The sequence below is a fragment of the Pseudomonas cyclaminis genome (genome assembly GCF_015163715.1).
Classification (GTDB): domain Bacteria; phylum Pseudomonadota; class Gammaproteobacteria; order Pseudomonadales; family Pseudomonadaceae; genus Aquipseudomonas; species Aquipseudomonas cyclaminis.
This window is the reverse complement of the sequence record NZ_JADDUM010000037.1, coordinates 1-21,039: the sequence shown is the minus strand read 5'-3', so window position 1 is coordinate 21,039 and position 21,039 is coordinate 1. Positions and strand designations below refer to the sequence as shown.

The window sequence follows — 21,039 nt, the reverse complement described above, 5'->3', positions numbered from 1 at the left end:
GGGGCTCAGTAGTAATTGATGGTGAACGTGGCCGTGGCATTCGCCGGGCCGGCAGTGACGCTGCTTGCGGTCTGAATGTAGCGGGCCTTCAGCGCAATGCTGTAGCTGGCTCCTTCCTGGGCGCGCGTGGTGATGCCACTGGCGCGCAACGTGGCCAGCGGCATTGGCGTGCCCGCATTGTCAGCCACTTGGACACCCACGCCCGTGGCGGCGGGATCATTGCCGGGAGCACTGGGGTTCAGGCTCAGGATGCCCAGGGCGGCATTGAGCGGCGTGCGGGTTGGATCGAGGCGCACTTGCAGCACGTTATTCTTGCGCGAGTCGAGGTTGCTGGCCGTGCCGTCACTGGCCCAACGAGGGCCGGTGGTCTGGTAATACCCGTTGAACGCCGGGCAATTGTTCAGCGCGATGGAATAATCTTTCCACGGCGTAAAGGAATTAAGACCGGAGAACGCGTTGAGCATATGGCTGCCCATCGGCACGTTGACGTCCGGTGTGGAACAGGTGCGCGACACGATGTTGATGCTGCCGGAAAAGTTGACGCGTTGAACCTCCAGGTTATTGCTGCTGACGCGAGACTGGGTCATGGTCGGCAAGGATGAGCCCTGTATCGTCCCGGGAGAGACGTCACCGATTTTTATGAATGACATGTCAAAGGCCAGAGGGCCGGTAATATTCACGTTGCACGCATTCGTCCCGCCGCCACAATTGGTGGTGTTCAGGGAAAAAGGCATGGCGTTGCCCGCATACCAAAGGGCCACGCCGATTCCGGGCACCCCGGTCTGATACACGTGACCGCCATAGGGTGTCCCAGCCCAGTTGGACAACGGCAAAGGCGTGACAGGCAACGAGCGTCGCGTCTCAATGTTATAAATGCCGGCCGAACAACTGATCGTGAAGTTGGCCGACGACGTGAAGGTTTGCCGATAGATCTCCGCACCCAAGGGCACATCGCGGCCCACCGTCAGGTTGCCACCCAACAACGGCTGGGTGCGAACCAGACTGCCGGCGGGGGTTAAGTAATTGCACTCAGCCATCGCTGCGCCCGCTACCAGTGACAACGCGGCCACTGTGAATACACGTTTAAACACCATCATTTTTGCTCTCCTGCACTGCTCACAGAAGCAACGCGATTATCTGATTGACCGACTGAACACACCGCATCTACCTGTCGCAGTTGCTTGCCATCGCTGGTGCCGGGAGGCAATGGCAATGCACATTGCTGACTGGCCTGACTACCCCAGTTGATCAAGAGTCTGCGGGCACCGTCCTTGACCCGTGCATACAATTGCCCGCCCTGCCCGACCACCCCTACCGACACGCCACGGTCATCCATCACGCTGGCGCCGAACGGTAGCGGGCTGCCATCGCTCAGGGTCACGTTGAGCAGCAGGGCCTGGCCATTGCGGGTGCCGTACTTGAGGGCCACCACTGCACCGGCGCGCGGCGCTACTTGCTGGCTGGTCTCATTGAGTTCGACGTTCAGCGAGGTGCCTATCGGGTCAATGGCGACCTCGTTCAGCTCATAAGGGCGCAGGTACGGCACCACCGCATTACCCCGGCCGTCGAGCTTGAGACCAGGGAAGCCAACCACTTTGGCCCCCTCAGCGCCTTCGGCAGTGACCACCGCCAGGGTTTCACCGCGATAAGGCGTGAACGTCACGCCGTTAGGGTGAGCGACCACACTGCCACTGGCATTCAGGGACAGGCTGTCATAACCCTCGCCACGGCTGACCGTCGCACCGACCATGGCTTTGGGCCCGGTGTACTGGCCGTTGACCGACGTGCTGTTAGAGTTGGTGGCTCCTTCATGGCCGCCGGTCAGGCTGTAGCTGTACTGGCGATCCACGCCGGCGCTGCCGCTGAGGGTCGCTTGTTGGCTGTATTGGCTGTTGGTGTCGCGCAATACACGCATCGACAATTGCGGCTGGTTGGTGGAAGAACCAAACTCCAGCGGCATGCTCACAGTGAATAACAGGCTGTTATCCATCTCCCCCAAGCCGACTCGGCTGCGATTGGCACTCACGCCATAACTGATCCGTCCGGCCTGCTTGTTGTAGCTGAACTGGTACTGCACATCCCGCCCCGGCTGGTTCCAGTAGTCTTGCGAGAACCCGCTGAATGCCACCTGCCCCCAAGGCCCCAGACTCTGGTTGGCGCTAAGGGACAAGCGGCTGCGTGGCCGGGCATAGAGGCTGGTGTCGATACCGTTGCGCTCAGCATCCAGCAACAGCGTGGCGCCACTGAAGTCGAGGTATTTTTCCGTGGAGAAGCGTGTTGCCGCCACGGCAAAGTTACTGCCGGTGCTCAGAATATTTTTGCTGTAACTCATGCGCACACTTTGGCCGCTGTCCTGGCCGCCTTTGAACTGGGTCTGGGCCTGGGTCACGTCTATCGACATGGCGCCGATCGGCGTACTGAATGCCAAGCCACCCAGCAGCGAACGGTAATCGTCGCTGGCTTGGCCGCCGGTATAGCCGGTGAAGATATTGCTCAAGCCCAACTGATAGGTGCCCTGCACCAACCTGGCCTGGCTTGAGGTGAAGTTGTTGCGGGTCTCACCGGCCGTGACGCTATAGCGTGAAGTGCCTGGACGCAGCAATTGCGCCGCAGCGGCGTAAGGCACGATAAAGCGTTGTTCACTGCCATCGGCTTCATAAACGGTCACGTCCAGGTCGCCGCCGTAGCCGGTGGAATACAGGTCATCAATCACAAAGGCCCCAGGCGCCACCGTGGTTTCATAAAGCAGATTGCCTGCCTGGCGGACCGCAACCCGTGCTCCGGTGCGGGCAATACCCCGGATCACGGGCGCATAACCGCGCTGTGACTCAGGCAACATGCGATCGTCCGTGCCCAGTTGCACACCGCGATACGCCAGGGTGTCGAAAATCTCGCCACTGGTATTGGATTCGCCCACGGTGAGTTGGCTGCGCAGGCTCGTGACATCACGCTGTGCATAGGTATTGAGGGTCTGGTAGTTTTGCCCCGCTTCCTTCTGCCAGCTCATCGAGCCGTTATGGCGCAAGCGCCAGTCGCCCAGGTTCAAGCCGGCGTTCAGCCCCAGATAAGCCGAGTCGTAATTACCGAAGTCGGTTCTGTTGTGGTTGCCATTGAAGGTGTAGCTCAGGGTGCCGGCGGTGACGCCACGGTCCCAGAGCTCCGGGCTGACATAACCCCTGGCATCACGACGCAAGGCGATTTGCGGAATGCTGATGTCCAGCAATTGCGTCGACGGCGAGAAACTGGCAGTGGCACTGTCGATCAACAGGCCAATGTCCAGGCACGGTGCCCCGCTTTCCAGGCTCGCCAAGGCTTCAGGCGACAGCTTGTGCATATCCACACCCAGCAGTTCCAACATGCTTCGGTTGAAGCAGACCATCGGATTGCTACCGTCCTGGGCCGCATTGATTCGAATATCCTGACGAGTGACAAGCTTGCCGTTGATCGCCATGTCTGCGCGATACTCGCCGGGCAGGACCGGGTTGCCTTTCTCGTAGGGAGTCAGGTCCAGGCTGCGGGAGCCTGCGGGCAAAAAAGCATCGTTGAACTGTACGTCTTCGGCCCACACCCCTTGAGCGATCATCACACCCGGCAACATGGCCAGGGCTTTGATCAGCATTGCGGTCACTGGATTGAAGGCAAAACGAGGGCGCACCTGAGGGCGCTCGGCCAGGCGTGGAATAGTCGTCATAAGTTACTCGTGCGCAGAAACGGTCGCGTGAAGATCAGGGCTTGAGCGGCTGGCGGGTCGGCACAATGGCGCCGTAATCGTTGATCGCGTTGAACTCAACCTGTGCCGAAACGCCCGGCGGTGACTTCAGAGCAGGCAAGGCAAACACGGTGCTCTCACCCGGGCCGACCATACCGCCGCCGGCCTCGTAACGCTGGGTGCCGGCCACCAACGTCAACTCCACCAGGGATACGTGATAAGCCGTTGGGTTGAAGGCTCGCAAGGCATAGCCTGCGGCGTCGGCAACCACTTTCCACTCCACTTGTGGCGGCGCGTCGCTGGCCGAGCCTGGCAGGTTGTCGGGGCGGTAGAAAATCTTGATCCGGGACCGAAAGGCCATTTGCAGCACATTCATTTCCACCGGGCCTTCGGCTTTGGGTGGTATCTCCAGAATGTTGAACCAGAACACCGACTCTTTATTGGCCGGCAAGGAAGCGCCGGTAAACATCAGGCGCAGGCTTTGGCCTTTGTTCGGATCAATACGGGAGACCGGCGGCGAGAGCACAAACGGCGCCTTGGAACTGGTAGGGCTGGACTGCACATCCCCGGTATCGACCCATGCCTGCACGAGTGCTGGCTTGAGCCCGTTATTGTTGAGTTTGACCGTGATTTCCTGCTGACTTGCCGGATACACCAGGCGAGTCCCGGTGATCACTACACCGGCAACGGCCTGGGAGCAGACCAGCGAGACCAGAATCAACCAAACACTGAAACGAGCTTTTTTCACGTACGGCATAACACTCCTCGCCCGCCACACATCGGCGCACCGGATCCCGGTGCGCTGACGTGAAAGCGGCTTAGTTGTAGTCGATGTTATAGGTCACGGAGCTGAGCACTGTGCCGGAGGTCGCCGCCCCGGTCGCGTAGTACTGCACGGCGTAATCCATACGCACACCGCCGGAAGCAAGGGTGTTACGGGAAGTTTTGGTCTTTTGGTTGGTGTTACCTGCCTGGATGACAGCGTCTGTCACCGCGTCGATCAATTGCAGCTGCACGAGGGTAGCGGTGCCGGTCGTGTTCTTCAGGTTGCCGGTGGCCGGATCGACGGTGGCGCCGGCGTTGAAGAACGCAGCCGCGGTGGTTGCCGTACCCGTGCAACCACTCAAGGTGACATCAAAACCGGTACGGCCTTCGGTCTTGCCGGCGGCGTCAAGCAAGCTGTTGGAAATGGTCGGCAGCGTTACGGTAGCGACAGCCGGGCTGACCACACCGCCAACGGAAATAGTGCAGGTCTGGCTGACCAGTTCGCCGGCAAAATTGATGGTGCCATCAGCCGCATTGGCGAACTGGGCGCCGGTTGCGCAAAACACGGCGGCGAGGGTGAGTGCTTGAACTTTCATGGTACTGCTCCAGAAGGAAGGTTATGAACACCGTCGCCAAGCCTTGTTGGGCTGCCAAACGCTGAAGCGGATGACCAGCGAACAAAACACATGTCTTGTGCGACGAGTGCATCTTCCGGTGAATCGCACCCCGATCCTGTAGTACACATCCCTCTGACATGTAGGAAAATTCCTACTCACAATTTAAGGCGCGACGTTCATACGCCCGAAAAAAAGCCGCATCGTGGATGCGGCTTTTTTCAGCGTGCGTGGAGCCTCAGTTCAAGTAAATCTCCAACCGTTGCTCCAGCAACTCCATGGCTTGCTGCAACGCATCCACCGCTTCAGTCAGCACCGCTGAGTTCAACCCTTTGCAACCCACTTCCAGCACCTCGCAACACTCAATCAACCATGAGGCCTGGATGATCCTTGCGCCGCCCTTGACGCGATGCGCCAGATCGCTCAACCCAGTCAGGTCGTGCTGGGTAAACAACTGGATCAACCGAGTCATATCCTGGGCGTTGCTGGTCGCCAAGTCTTGCAGCAGGCCGCGGATGGCAACGGTGTCACCACGGCTGAGCTGTTCGAGACTGGTCAGGTCGATGCCTTCGATAGTCGGTGACGGTCCCGGATCCGCTGGAATGACGACGGCGGGCACCACAGACGTCAATCGTGCGCTCAGATCACTGAGGCTGATGGGCTTGAACAGGCAATCGTCCATGCCAGCCTCAAGGCAACGAGCCCGCTCCTCAGGCTGAGCATTGGCCGTCAACCCCAAGATCATCCCGGGTGCGGATCCCCTGCTGCGCTCTTCATCGCGTATTGCACGGGTCAGTTCGTAACCGTTCATGATCGGCATGCTGCAGTCGGTAATCACCACATCGAAATGCTGGTTGCGCCAGGCACGCAAGCCATGGGCACCGTCTGCGGCGTCGCTTACGCGGTGCCCCAGGAAACTCAGTTGCTGGGACAACAACAAACGATTGGCCGGGTAATCATCGATCACTAAGACATTCAGCGCATGGGCAGCCTGCAGGAGCGGCGCAGAGGGTATCGGGGGCACATCAACCGGTTCAAGGGTTGGCAAATCAATACGAACCTCCACCTGGGTGCCCTGCCCTGACACGCTGCTCAACGTCAGGGTCCCGCCCATCATCTCGCACAGCGTGCGACTGATCATCAGCCCCAGGCCCGAGCCACTGCGCGCCGACTGCGCATGTCTACCGGCCTGACTGAAGGGGGTGAACAGCCGTTGCTGATCGTCAAGGGAAATGCCACTGCCACTGTCCTCGACCCGCAGGCAGACCGCCAACCGTTCCCCATTGCCGGTCGGTTCGGTGCTGACCCGCAGTCGCACATGCCCCACGTCAGTAAACTTGATCGCGTTGCTCACCAAGTTGGAGACGATTTGCTTGAACCGCAACGGGTCCACAAGCACCTGGCAGTTGAGGGTGGTGTCCAGGTCGAGGATCAACCGCAATTGTTTTTGCCGCGCCAACCCCTCGAAGATGCGCGCCACTGACTCAATCAGTTCCAGCAGATTGGCCCGCTCCGGCGCCAGGGACAGCCGGCCGGACTCGATACGGGCGATGTCGAGGATGTCACCGATCAAGTCCAGCAAGCCGTGGGCGGCATTGGCCGCCACGTCGATGGAGACGCGGTCCATGTAGCCTTGATCGGCTTTTTTCTGCGCCAGTTCCAGCATGCCGATGATCGCGTTCATGGGCGTGCGGATCTCATGACTCATGGTGGCCAGAAAGGTGGTCTTGGCGCGACTGGCATCGTCTGCATGGTCCTTGGCATCCCGCAGGGCTTCCAACAGGTGCTGACGTTCGCTGATATCAATCCAGCCGCCTATCATGCCGTTGACCTCACCGTCGCTCCCCCGGTACGGCAACATCCAGTGATAGATCATCAATACCTTGCCCGAGCCCATCGTCAGGCTGCGGTCCTGCACACGCGGGACCCCGTCTTCCATCGCCTGCAAATAATCCTGATGGTAACCGAACGCCTCATTGGGGTTGCTGAGCACGCCGTCCATCACGGTCTTGCCGATGACGGCTTCGCGGTCTACGCCAAACACACTCAGGTAGCCGCTGTTACACACCATCAAGCGCCCTTGACGATCACGCACGTAGATCGGGTGCGGTGTGCCGTCGATCAATACCCGCATGAATTCCAGCTGGTCATTCAAGGCAATTTCAGCCTGCCTGCGCTTGCGCATGAGTCTGCGCAGATGGGTAATCCAGGCAATCGCGACCAGCAACAACACGGCCGCCAGGGCAAACCCTTGGATGATCACTGTGCGGTTGCGCAGCCAGTAGCTGTCATCCACGGCAATCTCGCTGCGCCAGCGGTTGGTGACCTCATCCAGCTCTTCGGGAGGAATGCTGAGCAAGGCTTTTTCCAGGATTGAGTACAGTTCCAGGGCGCCGCGAGGGGTGGCAAACGCCGTGCGCGCCAGTTGCGTGCCCACGGTGCTGGTAATACGTAGCTGATCGCGGTACTGATGCGAGATCATGTAGCGGGCAATGATCAGCGAATTGACCCCCGCATCCGCTTTGCCATTGGCCACCATCGCCATCACTGCCTGGGCGTTACTCGCCTCCACCAACACAATCTTGGGATAGTGCTCGATCACGAAGTCCCGCACCGGATTGCCATGTATCACCGCCAGCCGCTTGCCTGCCATGTCGTCCAGGGTGCTCGGGCTGGAAGGATCGGTGCCGCTGACCAGCACATAAGATGTATTGAGGTAGGGCCGTGTAAAGCGCAACACCCCCTCACGGTCGGTGCTGGGCGTCAGCGTAATCAGCAGGTCGGCTTTGTCGGTACGAATTTGCGCCAGCATGTCTGTCACCGACACCGCGCGCTGCACCTCAAACGTTAAGCCGGTACGCAGTGAGACCTTCGCCAGCACGTCGGCACTGATGCCACGAAACTCGCCGTCCTGATTGAAAAACGACAACGGCAGGAAACTGTCGTCAATCGCGACCCGCACCAATGGATGTGCATCCATCCAGCGTTGCTCACTGGCGCTGAAATGTAACGCCGTACGACCGGGCATACTGCTGCCGCCAGCACTCCAGCGGCGCTGGATATTCATGTGTTCACTGACCGGAATTGCCGCCAGCGCACTGTTGAGCACGCGCTGCATCCGCGTATTGTCCTCGGTCATGGCGAACGAGAAGTTGCTGGCCTCTATCTGGGAGAAGTCAGCCAATTGCACATTGTTCAGATAGTTCTTGTTGATCAGAAAGTTGGCGCTCAATGCATCGCCCAGGTACACATCGGCACTGCCAAAAGCCACCGCACCAATGGCGCTTAATGTCGAGGGGAACAATTGCAAACTGGCTTTAGGGTAAAACGCCTTTACCGCTTCAGGTGAAAGGTAGTGATACAACATCGCAATCTTCTTGCCTGCCAGGTCCGGCGGTAGCCCAGAGCTGTCACCCAAGCGCGTCACCAACGCCGGCATGTCCTGGGCATAGGCAGTCGAACGCAGCAGGCTTGCGTCGGCGGCTTCGTAGCCGTTGGCGATGCCCAGAAAATCCACCTCTGCTCGCTTGAGCGCATCGATCACCTCGGCACGCGTGGCATATCGGCGTACCTCCACCCGAACGCGCAGCAGCTCGCTCAATAGCTGCGCATAGTCGGCGGTCACGCCCTCGTAGTCCCGGTCATTGCTGACCATGCCCAGAGGCGCATAGTCGGGGTTGGAATCGCCCAGGATCAATACACCCTTGCTGCGCAGCCAGCTCCAGTCCGCCTCGTTCAGCCCGGCCCTGTAACCATCGACATGCGAGCGGCCCAACACCTGAAACGTGCCCACCTGCGAGTCCGCTTGGGCAGCACCGTTCAGCGCCATGCCAACTGCCAATACTGCCATCCATGTGCGCAAGAAAAGGCTCATCAGATCAGGTTATTACGTTTCGCAAAGTCGGCGAGGTAAACCACCGACTTCACGTTGAGCTTTTCGATCAAGCGCGTTTTGTAAGTGCTGACAGTCTTGTTGCTGAGCAGCATTGAGTCGCCGATCTGCTTGTTGCTGAAGCCTTGGGACAACTGTTGCAAAATCGTCAGCTCACGGTCAGAAAGGCGCTGGATCAACTCCAAGTCAGTCTTTTGGACATCAGTGCGGCGCACTGAACTGTCTGCCAGGTTCGGAAAGAAGGTGTACCCGCTCATGATTGCCTTGATTGCCTTGACCAGCTCATCCAGGTCATTGGTTTTGGAGATGTAACCCGCTGCGCCGGCTTTCATGCAGCGCATCGAATAAAACAGCGGCGATTGGGACGTCAACACCAGGATCTTGCACTTGAGACCCAATGCGAAGATCCGCGCAATAACTTCCAGACCGTCCAGCTTGGGCATCGCGATATCCAGCACGATCAGGTCAGGTTCGTGCTCCCGTGCCATCTGCACCGCGTCTGCCCCGTTGTCTGCTTCGCCGACGACATCGAAATGCTCGTGCTTCAAGAGCATCTTGACCGAAGATCGAATAAAAGGATGATCGTCCACAACTATCGCTTTAAACATAGCTACCTCTGGCAGATACACCTGCAAAGGACGATGAAGCATGTGCCCATCGCCTGAAACACTGGAAAACCGGTCCGATCAATACGCGGCTCAAACTACACGAGTGTGGTTCATGCGCAGGAAATATCTTGGGTAGCTCAGGGGCTGCCCAATGTCGCACACTGCCGCTTGGCGTGGGCCTCAAGCCACACAAGCAGTTGATGACCTGCCATAGGCCGTGCGAGGTAAAAGCCCTGACCGATTTCACACCCCAGGGCCAGTACACCTTCATGGATGCGTTGAGTGCCGATGCCCTCGATCACTAGACTCATGTGCAGCGATTTTGCGAGTGCCAGCGTGCTCGCCACCATGGCCCGACCGAGCGGTTCCTCCAGGTGGCGGACAAACTGGCCGTCGAGCTTGAGTTGATTGAAGGGTAGCTGGCAAAGCAGCTTGAGCGACGAAAAACCGCTGCCAAAATCGTCAATGGACAAACCGCAACCCAACATCCGCAAACGCAGCAGGTTATCGTGGATTCGCGGTGAAATATCCAGCAGGCCGTTTTCCGCCAGCTCGAACAACAACGTGGAGCCGGGAAGGTCGTGGCGCAGCAACGCACGCTGGATATCCCCAAACAACCCATTATTGAGCAATTGCGAAGCGTGAAGGTTATACGCCAATTCGAGCGGCGTCTGCTGGCGGCGCAGCCCCCCCAGAAGGTTCAGGCCTTGCTCCAGCAGTTGCATGAACATCTGGTCGATCAAATCGTAGGCAAGTATCGCTGCCAGGAACTGCGCAGGTAACAGCACGCCCCGCCCCGGGTGCTCCCAACGCACTAACACCTCTACCCCTGCCAGATGCCCACTACCGAGCATGAACTTAGGCTGGAACCAGGCACGAAATTCCCCCAGTGCCAGGCCTTGGCGAATCTCGTGCTCGGGAAATAAGGTCTCAGGGGCTGAGGGGCTCGCCAACGACGGGTAGCGCTGAGAATAGGAGCGCAAAAGATGCTGCAGGGCGCACAACTGCAACGGCTGGCTCACTACACCAAGTAACTGCAGACCGCATAGCCTGCGTAATTGGGCCAAAGCCCGACTTAATTCGGCATTTAGCTCACTGCAAAAGGCCACGGCACGCACCAGGCCTGCCTGCCTGGCGCTTTGCAGGAACATCAGACAATCAAGGCTGCTGTCAGCCAAGTCACAGAGCACGATGTCGACCCCACCGCAGGCATGCAATTGCGCCATGGCCTGTTCGCTATCACAAGCGTGCAGCACGTTCGGCACGCCCAGCCGATCAAGCATCTTGATCAGCACGCTGCGCTGAAATCGTTGGCTTACCAAAACCAGGATGCTGGGATGAGCCATGCTTTTCAACCTCCTTGCAAGAGCGAAGGAGGTCATAGTGACCTGCCAAAGTCCGAACTTGAAAAGGAAGCATCCTGTCGAGTTGTAGGAAATTTCCCAGGCAAACCCTGCAACCCGGTAAACCTATTAAGGCTCCACCCGCCCCATCAACTCGGGAATGCTCTCCGGCCGGTTTGCGTACCGCTGCGCCAACGCCGCACAGACCATCAATTGAATCTGGTGAAACAGCATCAATGGCAGGATCAACACGCCCATGCTCGCCCCGGCAAACAGCACCTGGGCCATGGGTACGCCGGTCGCGAGACTTTTCTTCGAGCCGCAGAACAAAATGGTGATGCGGTCCTCCTGACTGAAGCCGAACGCCTTGCCCAGCACGCTGGAAGCCACCAGCACCAAGGCCAGCAGCACGCAGCAGGCGACCACCAGACCACCCAGTTCCCACAGCGGGATCTGGTGCCAGATGCCTTCATTGACCGCCTCGCTGAACGCGCCGTAGACCACCAGCAGGATCGAGCCCTGATCGACAAATTTCAGCCAGGCTTTGTTGCGCCCGACCCATTCGCCGATCCAGCGGCGCGCGATTTGCCCTGCAATAAATGGCAGCAGCAACTGCACGCTGATTTTCAGGATTGCGTCGAGGGTGGAGCTGCCCTCACCGTGCACATTAAGCAACAACGTCACCAGCAACGGCGTCAGGAAGATACCGAACAGGCTCGACGCCGCCGCGCTGCAAATCGCCGCGGGGATATTGCCCCGCGCCAATGAGGTGAAGGCAATTGCCGATTGCACGGTGGCCGGCAAGGCGCAAAGGTAAAGCATGCCCATGTACAGGTCTTTGCCGATCAGCGGCGACAGCACCGGCTTGAGCGCCAGGCCCAGCAAGGGGAACAGCACGAAGGTCAGGCTGAACACCAGCAGGTGCAGGCGCCAATGGCCGGCACCGGCGACGATGGCCTGGCGCGACAGCTTGGCGCCGTGCAGGAAAAACAGCAGCGCGATAGCCAGGTTGGTGACCCAGCCGAAAGCCACGGCGGTCTGGCCGCTGGCAGGCAGCAAGGACGCGAGGATCACCGTGGCGATCAGGGTCAGGGTGAAGTTGTCGGGCAGAAAACGGGGGCGAGTCATAAGCGGATCTTCCAGGGGTTGCAAAGAGCGTCACCGCGACTCTAACGTAACGGCTTGTTACCGACTAACGCCAATGAGCCAGTAAATGCCGCCTAAAGGACATGACAAGACCGTGCGCCGCAGTATCCCCGGGCTGTCCAGCCTGCCGCGGCCGGTGTATGGGCGTACTGAATCCTTGCCCAATCGCGCATTGACCCGACGCCACAGTCACCCGTGGGTGCAGTTGTCCTACGCGATTTCCGGGGTGCTGGAGATCCAGACCAGCGCCGGCCGTTTTGTCGCGCCGCCGCAGCGGGCGGTGTGGATTCCGGCGGGCATGCCGCACCGGGTGTACAGCTCGCCCCACACCGAAATGCGCAGCCTGTATCTGGATTGCAGTGTGACCGCCTGGGCCTCGCAGCTTTGCCATGTGCTGGAGGTGAGCAGCCTGCTGCGCGAATTGATCCGCAGCTTCAGTGAACTGCCGGTGGAGTATGCCGAGGACGGTCCCGATGGGCGCCTGGCCCAAGTAGTCCTTGACCAACTCGCCGCCGCGCCCCACGTGGACTTGATGCTGCCCCTGCCCCTCGACCCGCGTTTGCGCCAGATCTACCGCAGCCTGAACCTGCGCCCGGAACAACAGACCACCTTGGGGCACTGGAGCGAAAAACTGGGGGTCAGCGAAAAGACCCTCAGCCGCTTGTTCTTGAAGGACACCGGCCTGACCTTCCGCGCCTGGCGCCAGCGTCTGCGCCTGCTGAGCGCACTGCCCGCCCTGGAACAAGGCGAGCGCGTGACGGATGTGGCGCTGGGCTGTGGGTATGAATCGACGTCGGCGTTTATCAATGCGTTTCGGCAGCAGTTCGATGCGACGCCGGGTGAGTTCTTCCCTTAACTGGCAATGTGCAGGGCCTTGGCCAGGATGGCCTGGAGCAACACATCCGCGCCCGCCGTCGACCACGCGGGGGAAATTTCCTCCGCTTCGTTGTGGCTAAGGCCATCCACGCACGGTACGAAGATCATCGCCGTCGGCGCCACCTGGTTCAGGTAGCACGCGTCATGCCCTGCACCGGAAATCATCGGCCGATGGCTGTAGCCCAACGCCTCAGCCGAAGCGCGCACCACCTCCACGCACCCCGCATCGAAGGCAATCGGCGCGTACTTGAAGATTTGCTTCACGCTGTGCTGCAGGCCCACACCGTCGGCGATGCGTGCCACGGCGTCGCGCAATTGCTGGTCCTGGCGGGCCAGCACCGCCTCGTCCGGGTGGCGGAATTCGACGCTGAAAAACACTCGCCCCGGCACCACATTGCGCGAGTTGGGGAATATATTCGCCATGCCTACCGTGGCCCGGCCCTCGGCGCCCTGCTCCAGGCCAAGCCCGTTGACGGCCTCGACCACACGGGCAAAACCGAGCAGTGCATCCAGGCGATGGTCCATCGGGGTGGTGCCTGCGTGGGCGCTGCGCCCCGTCAGTTCCACTTCGTACCAGCGCTGCCCCTGGGCACCGGTGACCACGCCGATGGTGATGCCTTGGGCTTCCAGGATCGGCCCCTGTTCGATATGCAGTTCAAAGGCCGCATGCACCGCCTGGCCGCCGACTGGATGGGGCCCGGCGTAGCCGATCTGCTGCAATGCTTGCCCGATGGTTACGCCCGCCTTGTCTTCGCGGGACAGGCCGTACTCAAGGTCAAACACACCGGCGTAGACGCCCGATGAAATCATCGCCGGGGCGAAGCGCGAGCCTTCTTCGTTGGTCCAGTTGACCACTTCGATTGGCCGCTCGGTCTGGATGCCGAGGTCATTGAGGGTACGCAGCACTTCCAGGCCCGCGAGCACGCCATAAATGCCGTCGTACTTGCCGCCGAACGGCTGGGAGTCGCCATGGGAGCCGGTCAGTACCGGGGCCAGATGGTCCTGGCGCCCGGCGCGCCGAGCGAAGATATTGCCCATGGCATCCACGCGAATGCTACAACCGGCCGCGGTGCACCACTGCACGAACAGGTCGCGACCGCGACGGTCCTCATCGGTAAGCGCCAGGCGCGAGACGCCGCCTTTCTCGGTGGCGCCGATCTGCGCCATCTCCATCAACGAAGCCCACAGGCGTTCGCCGTTTACCCGCGCCAAATTACTCATGAGGTTTCGCCCGATAACGGAAGTCGCAGTGGTGCGCGCCGCCCATGATGGTCTGGGTGCGGGTCAATTCGATGTCCGGGTTGTAGCCGACGATGAACAGCTCGTCACGGTTGCACGAGAGCAGATGGCCGATTTCGCCCAGGCCCATCTCGGTGTACATCTCGGCGTAGCGGCAACGTTTGACGTCGTAGTCATAGTGCTCGGCATCGCTGGCGATGATCTCGACCTTGAGCGCGTCATCCTTCTCCCACAGCACTTGCAGTTCGACAAAGCTCTTGAGGTCGGCACCCTGCTCTGCCAGCGCGGCAAAATGCTTGCCGGCCTGGATCGCCGCGTTGCCCACGGCCTCGCCGATCACAGATGCGGCAAAGTGCTTGCCTTGCTCGCGCTTGAGGATCTCGTAGATCGGTTTGATGATCTCGGCTTCGATACGCCGCCGGGCGAGAATGCCCAGTTCACCTTCCAGTTTGCTCATTGTGTGCCTCCATCAGCTCCACAAAATGTATTCAAAACGACCGCTGTGGTCACCGCGCTCTTTGTGGTGAGCGACTAGTTGCCGCCCGCCACACTCACCGGCTGCCATTGATTGGCTTTGACTTGGTACACGGTGAACGACGGCTGCTTCAGGTTGCCCTCGGCATCGAACGCAATCGTGCCGGTCACGCCCGCATAGCGGATGGCGCGCAGCACCGGCAGGTACTTTTGCGGGTCGACTGAATCCGCCTTTTCAATGGCCGCCACCAGCACACCGACGCCGTCATAGGCAAACGGGGCATGCAGTTCGATGTTGGTTTTGTAGCGTTCTTTATAGGCCTGCTCGAACGCTTTGCCACCGGGCATTTGCGTAATCGCCAAGCCCGGCTCCAAGGCAATCACGCCTTCGCCTTCGTTCTGCGCCAGTTGCAGGAAGGTCTGGCTGACAAAACCACCGGCGCCCATCAACGGTGCCTTGATACCCAGCTGTTTGATGCGTCGCGCCAGCGGTGCGGCTTGGGCATCCACACCGCCGAAGAAGATCAGGTCCGGGTTCTGGCTGCGGATATTGGTGAGCACGGCGCTGAAGTCGATGGTCTTGTCGTCCACGTATTCGCGGGCCACCACCTTGGCCCCCCCGGCTTCGATGGATTTGACGAACTGGTCCGCCAGGCCCTGGCCAAAGGCGGTGCGGTCGTCGATCACGGCGATACGCTGGGCTTTGAGGGTCTTCAACGCGTAGTCGCCGGCCACCTGACCACCGTCGTCGTCATGGCCCATGATGCGAAAACTGGTGTCAAACCCCTGCTGGGTGTAGGCGTGCCCCGTGGCCACCGGTGCCACCTGGGCGATACCGGCGTCGTGGTAGACCCGCGCCGCCGGGATGCTGGTGCCGGTGTTCCAATGCCCGACCACGCCGACCACGCCTTCATCCACCAGGCGCTGGGCGACGGTCACGGCAGTGCGCGGGTCGGACTGGTCGTCTTCGGAAACCAGTTTGAAGGTCACGGCTTCACCCTTGATCTTCGGGTGCTTGGCGTTAGCCTGGTCGATGGCCAGTTGCGCACCGTTCTCCAGGTCTTTGCCAATACGTGCCGAAGGGCCGGTCAACGGACCTGCCAGGCCGATCAGCACGGTCTGGTCGGCTTGGGCCACGGCGCTGGCCAGGCTGCTCAGGGCCAGGGCGATCAATGCGGTGTTCTTGATAGTCGTCATGAGAGGTTCCTGCTTCTTTTCGGGCGGGTCGGAACACGCCGGGCGTCCGGTAGCGTCTTGGGGTTAGTTAATTCATTCACCGAGGTAGGCACTGCGCACCTCGGGGTCATCCAGCAAATCCTTGGAAGCGCCGGTGAGGCTGATGCGCCCGGTGTCCATCACGTAGGCACGGTCAGTCACTTGCAACGCCAGCCGTGCGTTTTGCTCTACCAGCAACAGGGTCATGCCCTGGCGGCACACGTCGTCGATCACTTGGAAAATCTTCTCGACCATGATCGGCGCCAGGCCCATGGACGGCTCATCAAGGATCAGCAAACGCGGGCGCGACAGCAGTGCACGGGCCAGGGCGAGCATCTGTTGTTCGCCGCCCGAGAGCAGGCCGGCGGACTGTTGCAGGCGCTCTTGCAGGCGAGGGAAGTGCTCGAACAGCTGGCGCATTTCACGTTGCACCTGCGCGTTATCGCGGCGCAGAAAGGCTCCGGCCTGGAGGTTTTCCAGCACGCTCATGCGCGCAAAAATGCCGCGCCCTTCCGGCACCATGACGATCCCCTGGCGCAGCAATTGGTCAGGTGCCTGGCCGCGAACCGAGCGGCCGGCAAAACGGATCTCGCCGCCGGCCACCGGGAGCAGACCGGTCAAGGCCTTGAGACTTGATGTCTTGCCGGCACCGTTGGCCCCGATCAGGGTGACGCGCTCGCCTTCAGCGATATGCAGGTCCAGAGATTTGACGGCCTCGATGGCGCCGTAGCGCACCTGCAATCCGTCGATCTGCAACAGAAGTTCAGACATGGGCACTGGCTCCCAGGTAGGCCTGGATCACGGCCGGATGCTGGCGCACCTGCGAAGGTGGCCCCACGGCAATCACACGGCCGTAATCAAGCACGCTGATGCGGTCGCACACGCCCATCACCAGCTTGACGTCATGCTCGATCAACAACAGCGTGTGGCCGTCGTCGCGGATTTTTTCCAGCAGGCCGCGCAGTTGCACTTTCTCACTGGCGTTCATGCCGGCCGCCGGCTCGTCCAGGGCCAACAGACGCGGCTCGGTGGCCAAGGCACGGGCGATTTCCAGGCGGCGTTGGTGGCCGTAACTCAGGCTGTCGGCCCGGTAGTTGGCAAAGCCGGCCAGGCCCACATACGCCAGCAGGCGATGGGCGTGGGCGCGGGTTTGCGCCTCTTCCTCACGGGCCCGGCGATGTTGGCTCAAGGCGGCCCACAGGCCATTGCGGGTACGCACGTGGCGCCCGACCATGACGTTTTCCAGGGCACTCATTGCGTTGAACAGGCGGATATTCTGGAACGTGCGGGCGATCCCCGCTTGGGCAACCTGGTGCACGCTGGTGGGCTGGTACTCGCAGCCACCGAGCTGGAAGCGTCCGGAGTCTGGCGTATAGAGGCCGGTCATCACATTGAAGAAGGTGGTCTTGCCTGCGCCATTCGGGCCGATCAGCCCGTAGATCTCGCCGGGCTGAATGCTCAGGCTTACGTCGGTCAGCGCAGCCACGCCACCGAACCGCTTGTTGACGTTGTCGATCTGCAACAACGGTGCGTTCATCGTGCCACTCCTTTGGGCCACAACCCGGCGGGCCGGTACAGCATCGCCAGGATCAATGCCAAGCCGTAGAACAGTTGGCGGATGACTTCCGGGTCCACCAGCACCTGGCCGAACAGCGCCTGCTGCAACGGCCCCATGCTCGCGCGCAAGGCTTCGGGCAAGGCCGCCAGCAGCACGCAACCGAGAATCACACCGGGGATATGCCCCATGCCGCCCAGCACGACCATCGCCAGCACGGCAATGGACTCGTTGAGGGTGAAAGACTCCGGCGACACAAACCCCTGGAACGAGGCAAACAACGCCCCGCTCACCCCGCCGAACGCCGCACCAATGGCAAACGCCAACAGCTTGAGGCGCACGGTATTCACGCCCATGGCCTGGGCTGCTTGTTCGTCCTCACGAATCGCCACCCAAGCGCGGCCGATGCGCGAACGCTCCAGGCGGATGCAGGCCAACAGGATCAGCACCACCAGCGCGGCGAACAGGTAGTAATAGAGATACACCGAAGGCAGGCGCAGGCCGAACAGCTCTTGGGTGCGGCCCAGGTTCAGGCCAAACAGGCTGACCGGGTCGACCTGTGAAATACCTTTGGGGCCATTGGTGATGTTCACCGGCCGATCGAGGTTGCGCAGCAGGATACGAATGATCTCGCCAAACCCCAGGGTGACGATGGCCAGGTAATCACCGCGCAGGCGCAAGGTCGGGGCCCCCAATACCACGCCGCACCCCGCCGCCAGCAAGGCGCCCAACGGCAGGATCAGCCAGATCGAGGTGTGCATGCCCGCCGGCAACAGCGCCAGCAGCGCCGGGAACTGTTGCAGCAGATGAGGCGATGACAGCAACGCAGCCAGGTAGGCACCCACCGCGTAGAACGCGATAAAGCCCATGTCCAGCAGCCCCGCATACCCGACCACGATGTTCAGCCCGAGGGCGAGCATGATGTACAGAAGGGCGAAATCGAGGGTGCGCACCCATGTGTTGCCGCCAGCGTGCCCGACGATCCACGGCGCAAGCACCAGGGCCACGGCAAACAGCAACAACCCCAGGCTGGCGCGTTGATTGGTCGTCAGTGACTTGATCATGCGCGGGTCGCCAGACGTTCGCCCAACAGCCCGGAAGGCCGGAACACCAGCACCGCGATCAGCACAATAAAGGCGAACACATCCTGGTAATTACTGCCGAACACGCCATTGGTGGCGGCGCCGAGGTAGCCGGTGCCCAGGGCTTCGATCAGCCCCAGCAACAGGCCGCCGAGCATGGCGCCCTTGAGGTTGCCGATACCGCCCAGCACCGCTGCGGTGAAGGCTTTGATGCCCGGCAAGAAGCCCATGTAGAAATGCGCGCTGCCGTAGTTGCTGGCCATCATGATCCCGGCCAACGCCGCCAAGGCGCCGCCGATGGCAAAGGTGATGACGATGATGCGATTGGGGTTGATCCCCATCAGGCTGGCGACCTGAGGGTTTTCTGCCACGGCGCGCATGGCACGACCAAAGCGGGTGCGCTCCACCAGCACCAGCAACGCGGCCATCACCGACAGCGCGATGGCAATCGTGGTGAGTGCGGTGACATGGGTGATTGCCGGGTGCTCGGAGGCACCGGCCAGCACTTCAATGGGCTCCAGCGGCAGCAACTGCGGGAACATTTGCGGGTTGCGGGTCCACACCAGCATGGCGATGGTTTGCAGCAGCAAGGACACGCCAATACCGCTGATCAACGGCGCCAGGCGCGGGGCGTGGCGCAAGCGCCGATAGGCCACGCGCTCGATTACCACCGCCAACACCGCACAAAACGCCATAGCCACCAGCGTGGCGCACAGCAACACGAACACCGGCGGCAAGGCCGGCCACGTCGCCTGCACCAGGCGAATCACCGACAATCCCACCAGCGCGCCGATCATCAGCACATCGCCGTGGGCAAAGTTGATGATGCGCAAAATGCCGTAGACCATGGTGTAACCCAGGGCCACCAGCGCGTAGAGACTGCCCGTCATCAAACCGTTGAGCAGTTGTTGGATAAACCCATCCATGAAAACCATCGACCTCAGTGCGTACAGGGGCGGCACACTAAGCATCTATTCTGTTTTTATCAAATATCAGAAAGTAATATGGTTATATCAAACTAAAAAAACGACATAAACGCCGAAAATACGGCATTTATGACTCTTTATCTGCCATTAAACTTGGTATTTAATTCAATACATGAATAAATCAGAACAATTAGCCAATGACCCTCCCCTGCGCGCCGTGCGCACCTTCGAAGCCTTTGCGCGCCATGGCGGGGTCAATGCCGCCGCGCGGGAGCTGGACGTGTCCGCCTCGGCCATCAGCCATCAACTGCACTTGCTGGAAGATTTCCTGCAGCAGCCGCTGACCCTGCGCCAGGGCCGCAACCTAGTGCTGACCGATGAAGGCCGCGAGTACTACCGCGCTATCCGCTCGGCTTTCGCAGTGCTGCGCAGCGCCACCGAACACGTGCGTGAGAAAAGCGCCACGCGCCAGGTCACCATCAGCCTGATTCCCTTGTTCGGCATCAATCTGTTTATCCCGCGCCTGGCGACGTTTCTGAAAGATCACCCGGCGCTGGACATCAACGTGACCTACGCCAACCACCGCAGCTACCCCAGCGACGCGGCCGACCTGTCGATTCGCTTCGGCACCGGGCACTGGCCGGGTTATCACAGTGAACCGTTGATCTGCGGTGCAGTAACGCCTTATTGCAGCCGCGCATTCCTGGCACAACACGGCCCCATCGACACCCCCGAGGCCCTGAGCCAACTGCCACTGTTGCACGACGAAGAACGCGGCACTTGGGGCCAATGGTTCGAGGCCGCCGAGTTCGACGCCACCGCCTTGAATGGTTTGCTGCTGGAAGATGGCCAACTGGCGCTTACCGCCACCCTCACCGGCCTCGGCTGCGCGTTGTTGCGCGAACCGCTGGTGGCCCCCCATGTGGCCAGTGGTGAGTTGGTGAAGTTGTTCGATCTGCAGGTCAATGATGGCCGCCAGTACTACCTGTGCCGGCGCGCCAACAGTGAGTTGTCGAGCGAGGGCAATGACTTGTACGACTGGATCAAGCGCAGCCTGATTGCGGGGTAATGCTGTTCCATACGTCACCCGGCTGCTATTGTGCCGCGCTTTGAAAAACTGCCACCGACCTGCGAGGAAATGCACGTTGAACACTGACGAAAAAATGACCGGGGACCTGTTCGAGGTCGATAAGCGCCTGTCACTCAAGCCCGTGGTGGACTTCAATGCCTACCTGCGCAGCGCGTTCGGTGACGGCCCGTGCACTTGCATTCGCTGCGTTGCCAGCGGTAGCGATGAAAGCGGTTATGAGTTCCAGCACACCTTCAATTTCGACGGTAAACCCACCCAGCGCCGCTTTGCCTCCACGGCGGGAAGTGATGTGCTGATGGCGTTGAAGAAGGCATGGTTGTCCTACACCAAGGCGGAACTGCCGCTGAGCGGGGCGCTGGCGTTGGAGACGGTGAAGGAGTTTGTCGAGCCGCAACTGCACAAGCGCCTGGCGCCACTGTTTTTGGCCAGTGGGCTGGTCAAGGATATTGCGGGTGAGTTGCAGGTTCAGCCGCAGGCGGCCTGACCCGTAGTGAGCGGGCTTGCC

At 60.5% G+C, this 21,039-nt stretch carries 18 protein-coding genes; 3 read left to right on the top strand and 15 right to left on the bottom strand.

Annotated features, from left to right (window positions below; all coding sequences use genetic code 11):
- Nucleotides 1-5: 5 nt before the first annotated feature.
- The 8 genes from IQK56_RS06255 to IQK56_RS06220 all read right to left on the bottom strand — a co-directional run bounded on the left by IQK56_RS06255 (nucleotide 6) and on the right by IQK56_RS06220 (nucleotide 12,059).
- The gene (locus IQK56_RS06255) at nucleotides 6-1,097 is read right to left on the bottom strand and encodes a fimbrial protein (RefSeq protein WP_193862708.1); all 1,092 of its coding nucleotides are present in this window, start codon (nucleotides 1,095-1,097) and stop codon (nucleotides 6-8) included.
- On the bottom strand, nucleotides 1,094-3,691 hold the full coding sequence (locus IQK56_RS06250) for a fimbria/pilus outer membrane usher protein (protein ID WP_341869489.1): 2,598 nt from the start codon (nucleotides 3,689-3,691) through the stop codon (nucleotides 1,094-1,096). Before IQK56_RS06250 ends, IQK56_RS06255 begins: the two co-directional genes overlap by 4 nt.
- Nucleotides 3,692-3,725: 34 nt before the next feature.
- Nucleotides 3,726-4,466: a fimbria/pilus periplasmic chaperone gene (locus tag IQK56_RS06245; protein WP_193862706.1), complete on the bottom strand. Its 741-nt coding sequence runs from the start codon at nucleotides 4,464-4,466 to the stop codon at nucleotides 3,726-3,728.
- 61 nt (nucleotides 4,467-4,527) lie between these two features.
- Nucleotides 4,528-5,070 (bottom strand): fimbrial protein, encoded by a 543-nt coding sequence (locus tag IQK56_RS06240; protein WP_193862704.1) that lies wholly within the window; start codon nucleotides 5,068-5,070, stop codon nucleotides 4,528-4,530.
- Nucleotides 5,071-5,326: 256 nt separating this feature from the next.
- A complete protein-coding gene (locus tag IQK56_RS06235; RefSeq protein ID WP_482827555.1) occupies nucleotides 5,327-8,962 on the bottom strand; it encodes an ATP-binding protein in 3,636 nt (1,211 codons plus the stop codon).
- Nucleotides 8,962-9,588 (bottom strand): response regulator transcription factor, encoded by a 627-nt coding sequence (locus IQK56_RS06230; protein WP_150676917.1) that lies wholly within the window; start codon nucleotides 9,586-9,588, stop codon nucleotides 8,962-8,964. Before IQK56_RS06230 ends, IQK56_RS06235 begins: the two co-directional genes overlap by 1 nt.
- Before the next feature lie 137 nt (nucleotides 9,589-9,725).
- Nucleotides 9,726-10,934, bottom strand: a complete 1,209-nt coding sequence (locus IQK56_RS06225) for an EAL domain-containing response regulator (protein ID WP_191629777.1) — start codon at nucleotides 10,932-10,934, stop codon at nucleotides 9,726-9,728.
- Between the two features lie 126 nt (nucleotides 10,935-11,060).
- Complete coding sequence (locus IQK56_RS06220) at nucleotides 11,061-12,059, bottom strand: bile acid:sodium symporter family protein (RefSeq protein ID WP_150676919.1); 999 nt, start codon at nucleotides 12,057-12,059, stop codon at nucleotides 11,061-11,063.
- A gap of 85 nt (nucleotides 12,060-12,144) precedes the next feature.
- Here IQK56_RS06220 and IQK56_RS06215 point away from each other — a divergent pair, with 85 nt between their 5' ends.
- Complete coding sequence (locus tag IQK56_RS06215; RefSeq protein ID WP_193862698.1) at nucleotides 12,145-12,933, top strand: AraC family transcriptional regulator; 789 nt, start codon at nucleotides 12,145-12,147, stop codon at nucleotides 12,931-12,933.
- On the opposite strand, the gene IQK56_RS06210 is transcribed toward IQK56_RS06215, so the two are convergent.
- From IQK56_RS06210 to IQK56_RS06180, 7 genes are all read right to left on the bottom strand, one after another.
- A complete protein-coding gene (locus tag IQK56_RS06210) occupies nucleotides 12,930-14,174 on the bottom strand; it encodes a Zn-dependent hydrolase (RefSeq protein WP_193862696.1) in 1,245 nt (414 codons plus the stop codon). The two genes, IQK56_RS06215 and IQK56_RS06210, sit on opposite strands and share 4 nt — an antisense overlap.
- On the bottom strand, nucleotides 14,167-14,649 hold the full coding sequence (locus IQK56_RS06205; RefSeq protein WP_193862694.1) for an L-2-amino-thiazoline-4-carboxylic acid hydrolase: 483 nt from the start codon (nucleotides 14,647-14,649) through the stop codon (nucleotides 14,167-14,169). The genes IQK56_RS06210 and IQK56_RS06205 overlap by 8 nt, the downstream gene beginning before the upstream one ends.
- 74 nt (nucleotides 14,650-14,723) lie before the next feature.
- On the bottom strand, nucleotides 14,724-15,863 hold the full coding sequence (locus IQK56_RS06200; protein ID WP_193901602.1) for a branched-chain amino acid ABC transporter substrate-binding protein: 1,140 nt from the start codon (nucleotides 15,861-15,863) through the stop codon (nucleotides 14,724-14,726).
- 72 nt (nucleotides 15,864-15,935) lie between these two features.
- Entirely contained in the window at nucleotides 15,936-16,652 is a 717-nt protein-coding gene (locus tag IQK56_RS06195; protein ID WP_193862692.1) for an ABC transporter ATP-binding protein, read from the bottom strand.
- Complete coding sequence (locus tag IQK56_RS06190) at nucleotides 16,645-17,418, bottom strand: ABC transporter ATP-binding protein (protein WP_193862690.1); 774 nt, start codon at nucleotides 17,416-17,418, stop codon at nucleotides 16,645-16,647. The genes IQK56_RS06195 and IQK56_RS06190 overlap by 8 nt, the downstream gene beginning before the upstream one ends.
- Complete coding sequence (locus tag IQK56_RS06185; RefSeq protein ID WP_193901600.1) at nucleotides 17,415-18,500, bottom strand: ABC transporter permease subunit; 1,086 nt, start codon at nucleotides 18,498-18,500, stop codon at nucleotides 17,415-17,417. The genes IQK56_RS06190 and IQK56_RS06185 overlap by 4 nt, the downstream gene beginning before the upstream one ends.
- Nucleotides 18,497-19,444, bottom strand: coding sequence for a branched-chain amino acid ABC transporter permease (locus IQK56_RS06180; RefSeq protein WP_193862688.1), 948 nt, complete (start codon nucleotides 19,442-19,444; stop codon nucleotides 18,497-18,499). The genes IQK56_RS06185 and IQK56_RS06180 overlap by 4 nt, the downstream gene beginning before the upstream one ends.
- A 172-nt stretch (nucleotides 19,445-19,616) precedes the next feature.
- Here IQK56_RS06180 and IQK56_RS06175 point away from each other — a divergent pair, with 172 nt between their 5' ends.
- Both IQK56_RS06175 and IQK56_RS06170 read left to right on the top strand, forming a co-directional pair.
- Nucleotides 19,617-20,513: a LysR substrate-binding domain-containing protein gene (locus tag IQK56_RS06175; protein ID WP_193862686.1), complete on the top strand. Its 897-nt coding sequence runs from the start codon at nucleotides 19,617-19,619 to the stop codon at nucleotides 20,511-20,513.
- A 76-nt stretch (nucleotides 20,514-20,589) separates the two neighbouring features.
- A complete protein-coding gene (locus IQK56_RS06170; protein ID WP_150676921.1) occupies nucleotides 20,590-21,018 on the top strand; it encodes a hypothetical protein in 429 nt (142 codons plus the stop codon).
- Nucleotides 21,019-21,039: the final 21 nt, after the last annotated feature.

Excerpts from the sequence above, each read along its gene's own strand:
- IQK56_RS06255 (WP_193862708.1), bottom strand. The coding sequence starts at position 1,097 with ATGATGGTGTTTAAACGTGTATTCACAGTGGCCGCGTTGTCACTGGTA.
- IQK56_RS06250 (WP_341869489.1), bottom strand. The coding sequence starts at position 3,691 with ATGACGACTATTCCACGCCTGGCCGAGCGCCCTCAGGTGCGCCCTCGT.
- IQK56_RS06245 (WP_193862706.1), bottom strand. The coding sequence starts at position 4,466 with ATGCCGTACGTGAAAAAAGCTCGTTTCAGTGTTTGGTTGATTCTGGTC.
- IQK56_RS06240 (WP_193862704.1), bottom strand. The coding sequence starts at position 5,070 with ATGAAAGTTCAAGCACTCACCCTCGCCGCCGTGTTTTGCGCAACCGGC.
- IQK56_RS06235 (WP_482827555.1), bottom strand. The coding sequence starts at position 8,962 with ATGAGCCTTTTCTTGCGCACATGGATGGCAGTATTGGCAGTTGGCATG.
- IQK56_RS06230 (WP_150676917.1), bottom strand. The coding sequence starts at position 9,588 with ATGTTTAAAGCGATAGTTGTGGACGATCATCCTTTTATTCGATCTTCG.
- IQK56_RS06225 (WP_191629777.1), bottom strand. The coding sequence starts at position 10,934 with ATGGCTCATCCCAGCATCCTGGTTTTGGTAAGCCAACGATTTCAGCGC.
- IQK56_RS06220 (WP_150676919.1), bottom strand. The coding sequence starts at position 12,059 with ATGACTCGCCCCCGTTTTCTGCCCGACAACTTCACCCTGACCCTGATC.
- IQK56_RS06215 (WP_193862698.1), top strand. The coding sequence starts at position 12,145 with ATGCCGCCTAAAGGACATGACAAGACCGTGCGCCGCAGTATCCCCGGG.
- IQK56_RS06210 (WP_193862696.1), bottom strand. The coding sequence starts at position 14,174 with ATGAGTAATTTGGCGCGGGTAAACGGCGAACGCCTGTGGGCTTCGTTG.
- IQK56_RS06205 (WP_193862694.1), bottom strand. The coding sequence starts at position 14,649 with ATGAGCAAACTGGAAGGTGAACTGGGCATTCTCGCCCGGCGGCGTATC.
- IQK56_RS06200 (WP_193901602.1), bottom strand. The coding sequence starts at position 15,863 with ATGACGACTATCAAGAACACCGCATTGATCGCCCTGGCCCTGAGCAGC.
- IQK56_RS06195 (WP_193862692.1), bottom strand. The coding sequence starts at position 16,652 with ATGTCTGAACTTCTGTTGCAGATCGACGGATTGCAGGTGCGCTACGGC.
- IQK56_RS06190 (WP_193862690.1), bottom strand. The coding sequence starts at position 17,418 with ATGAACGCACCGTTGTTGCAGATCGACAACGTCAACAAGCGGTTCGGT.
- IQK56_RS06185 (WP_193901600.1), bottom strand. The coding sequence starts at position 18,500 with ATGATCAAGTCACTGACGACCAATCAACGCGCCAGCCTGGGGTTGTTG.
- IQK56_RS06180 (WP_193862688.1), bottom strand. The coding sequence starts at position 19,444 with ATGGATGGGTTTATCCAACAACTGCTCAACGGTTTGATGACGGGCAGT.
- IQK56_RS06175 (WP_193862686.1), top strand. The coding sequence starts at position 19,617 with ATGAATAAATCAGAACAATTAGCCAATGACCCTCCCCTGCGCGCCGTG.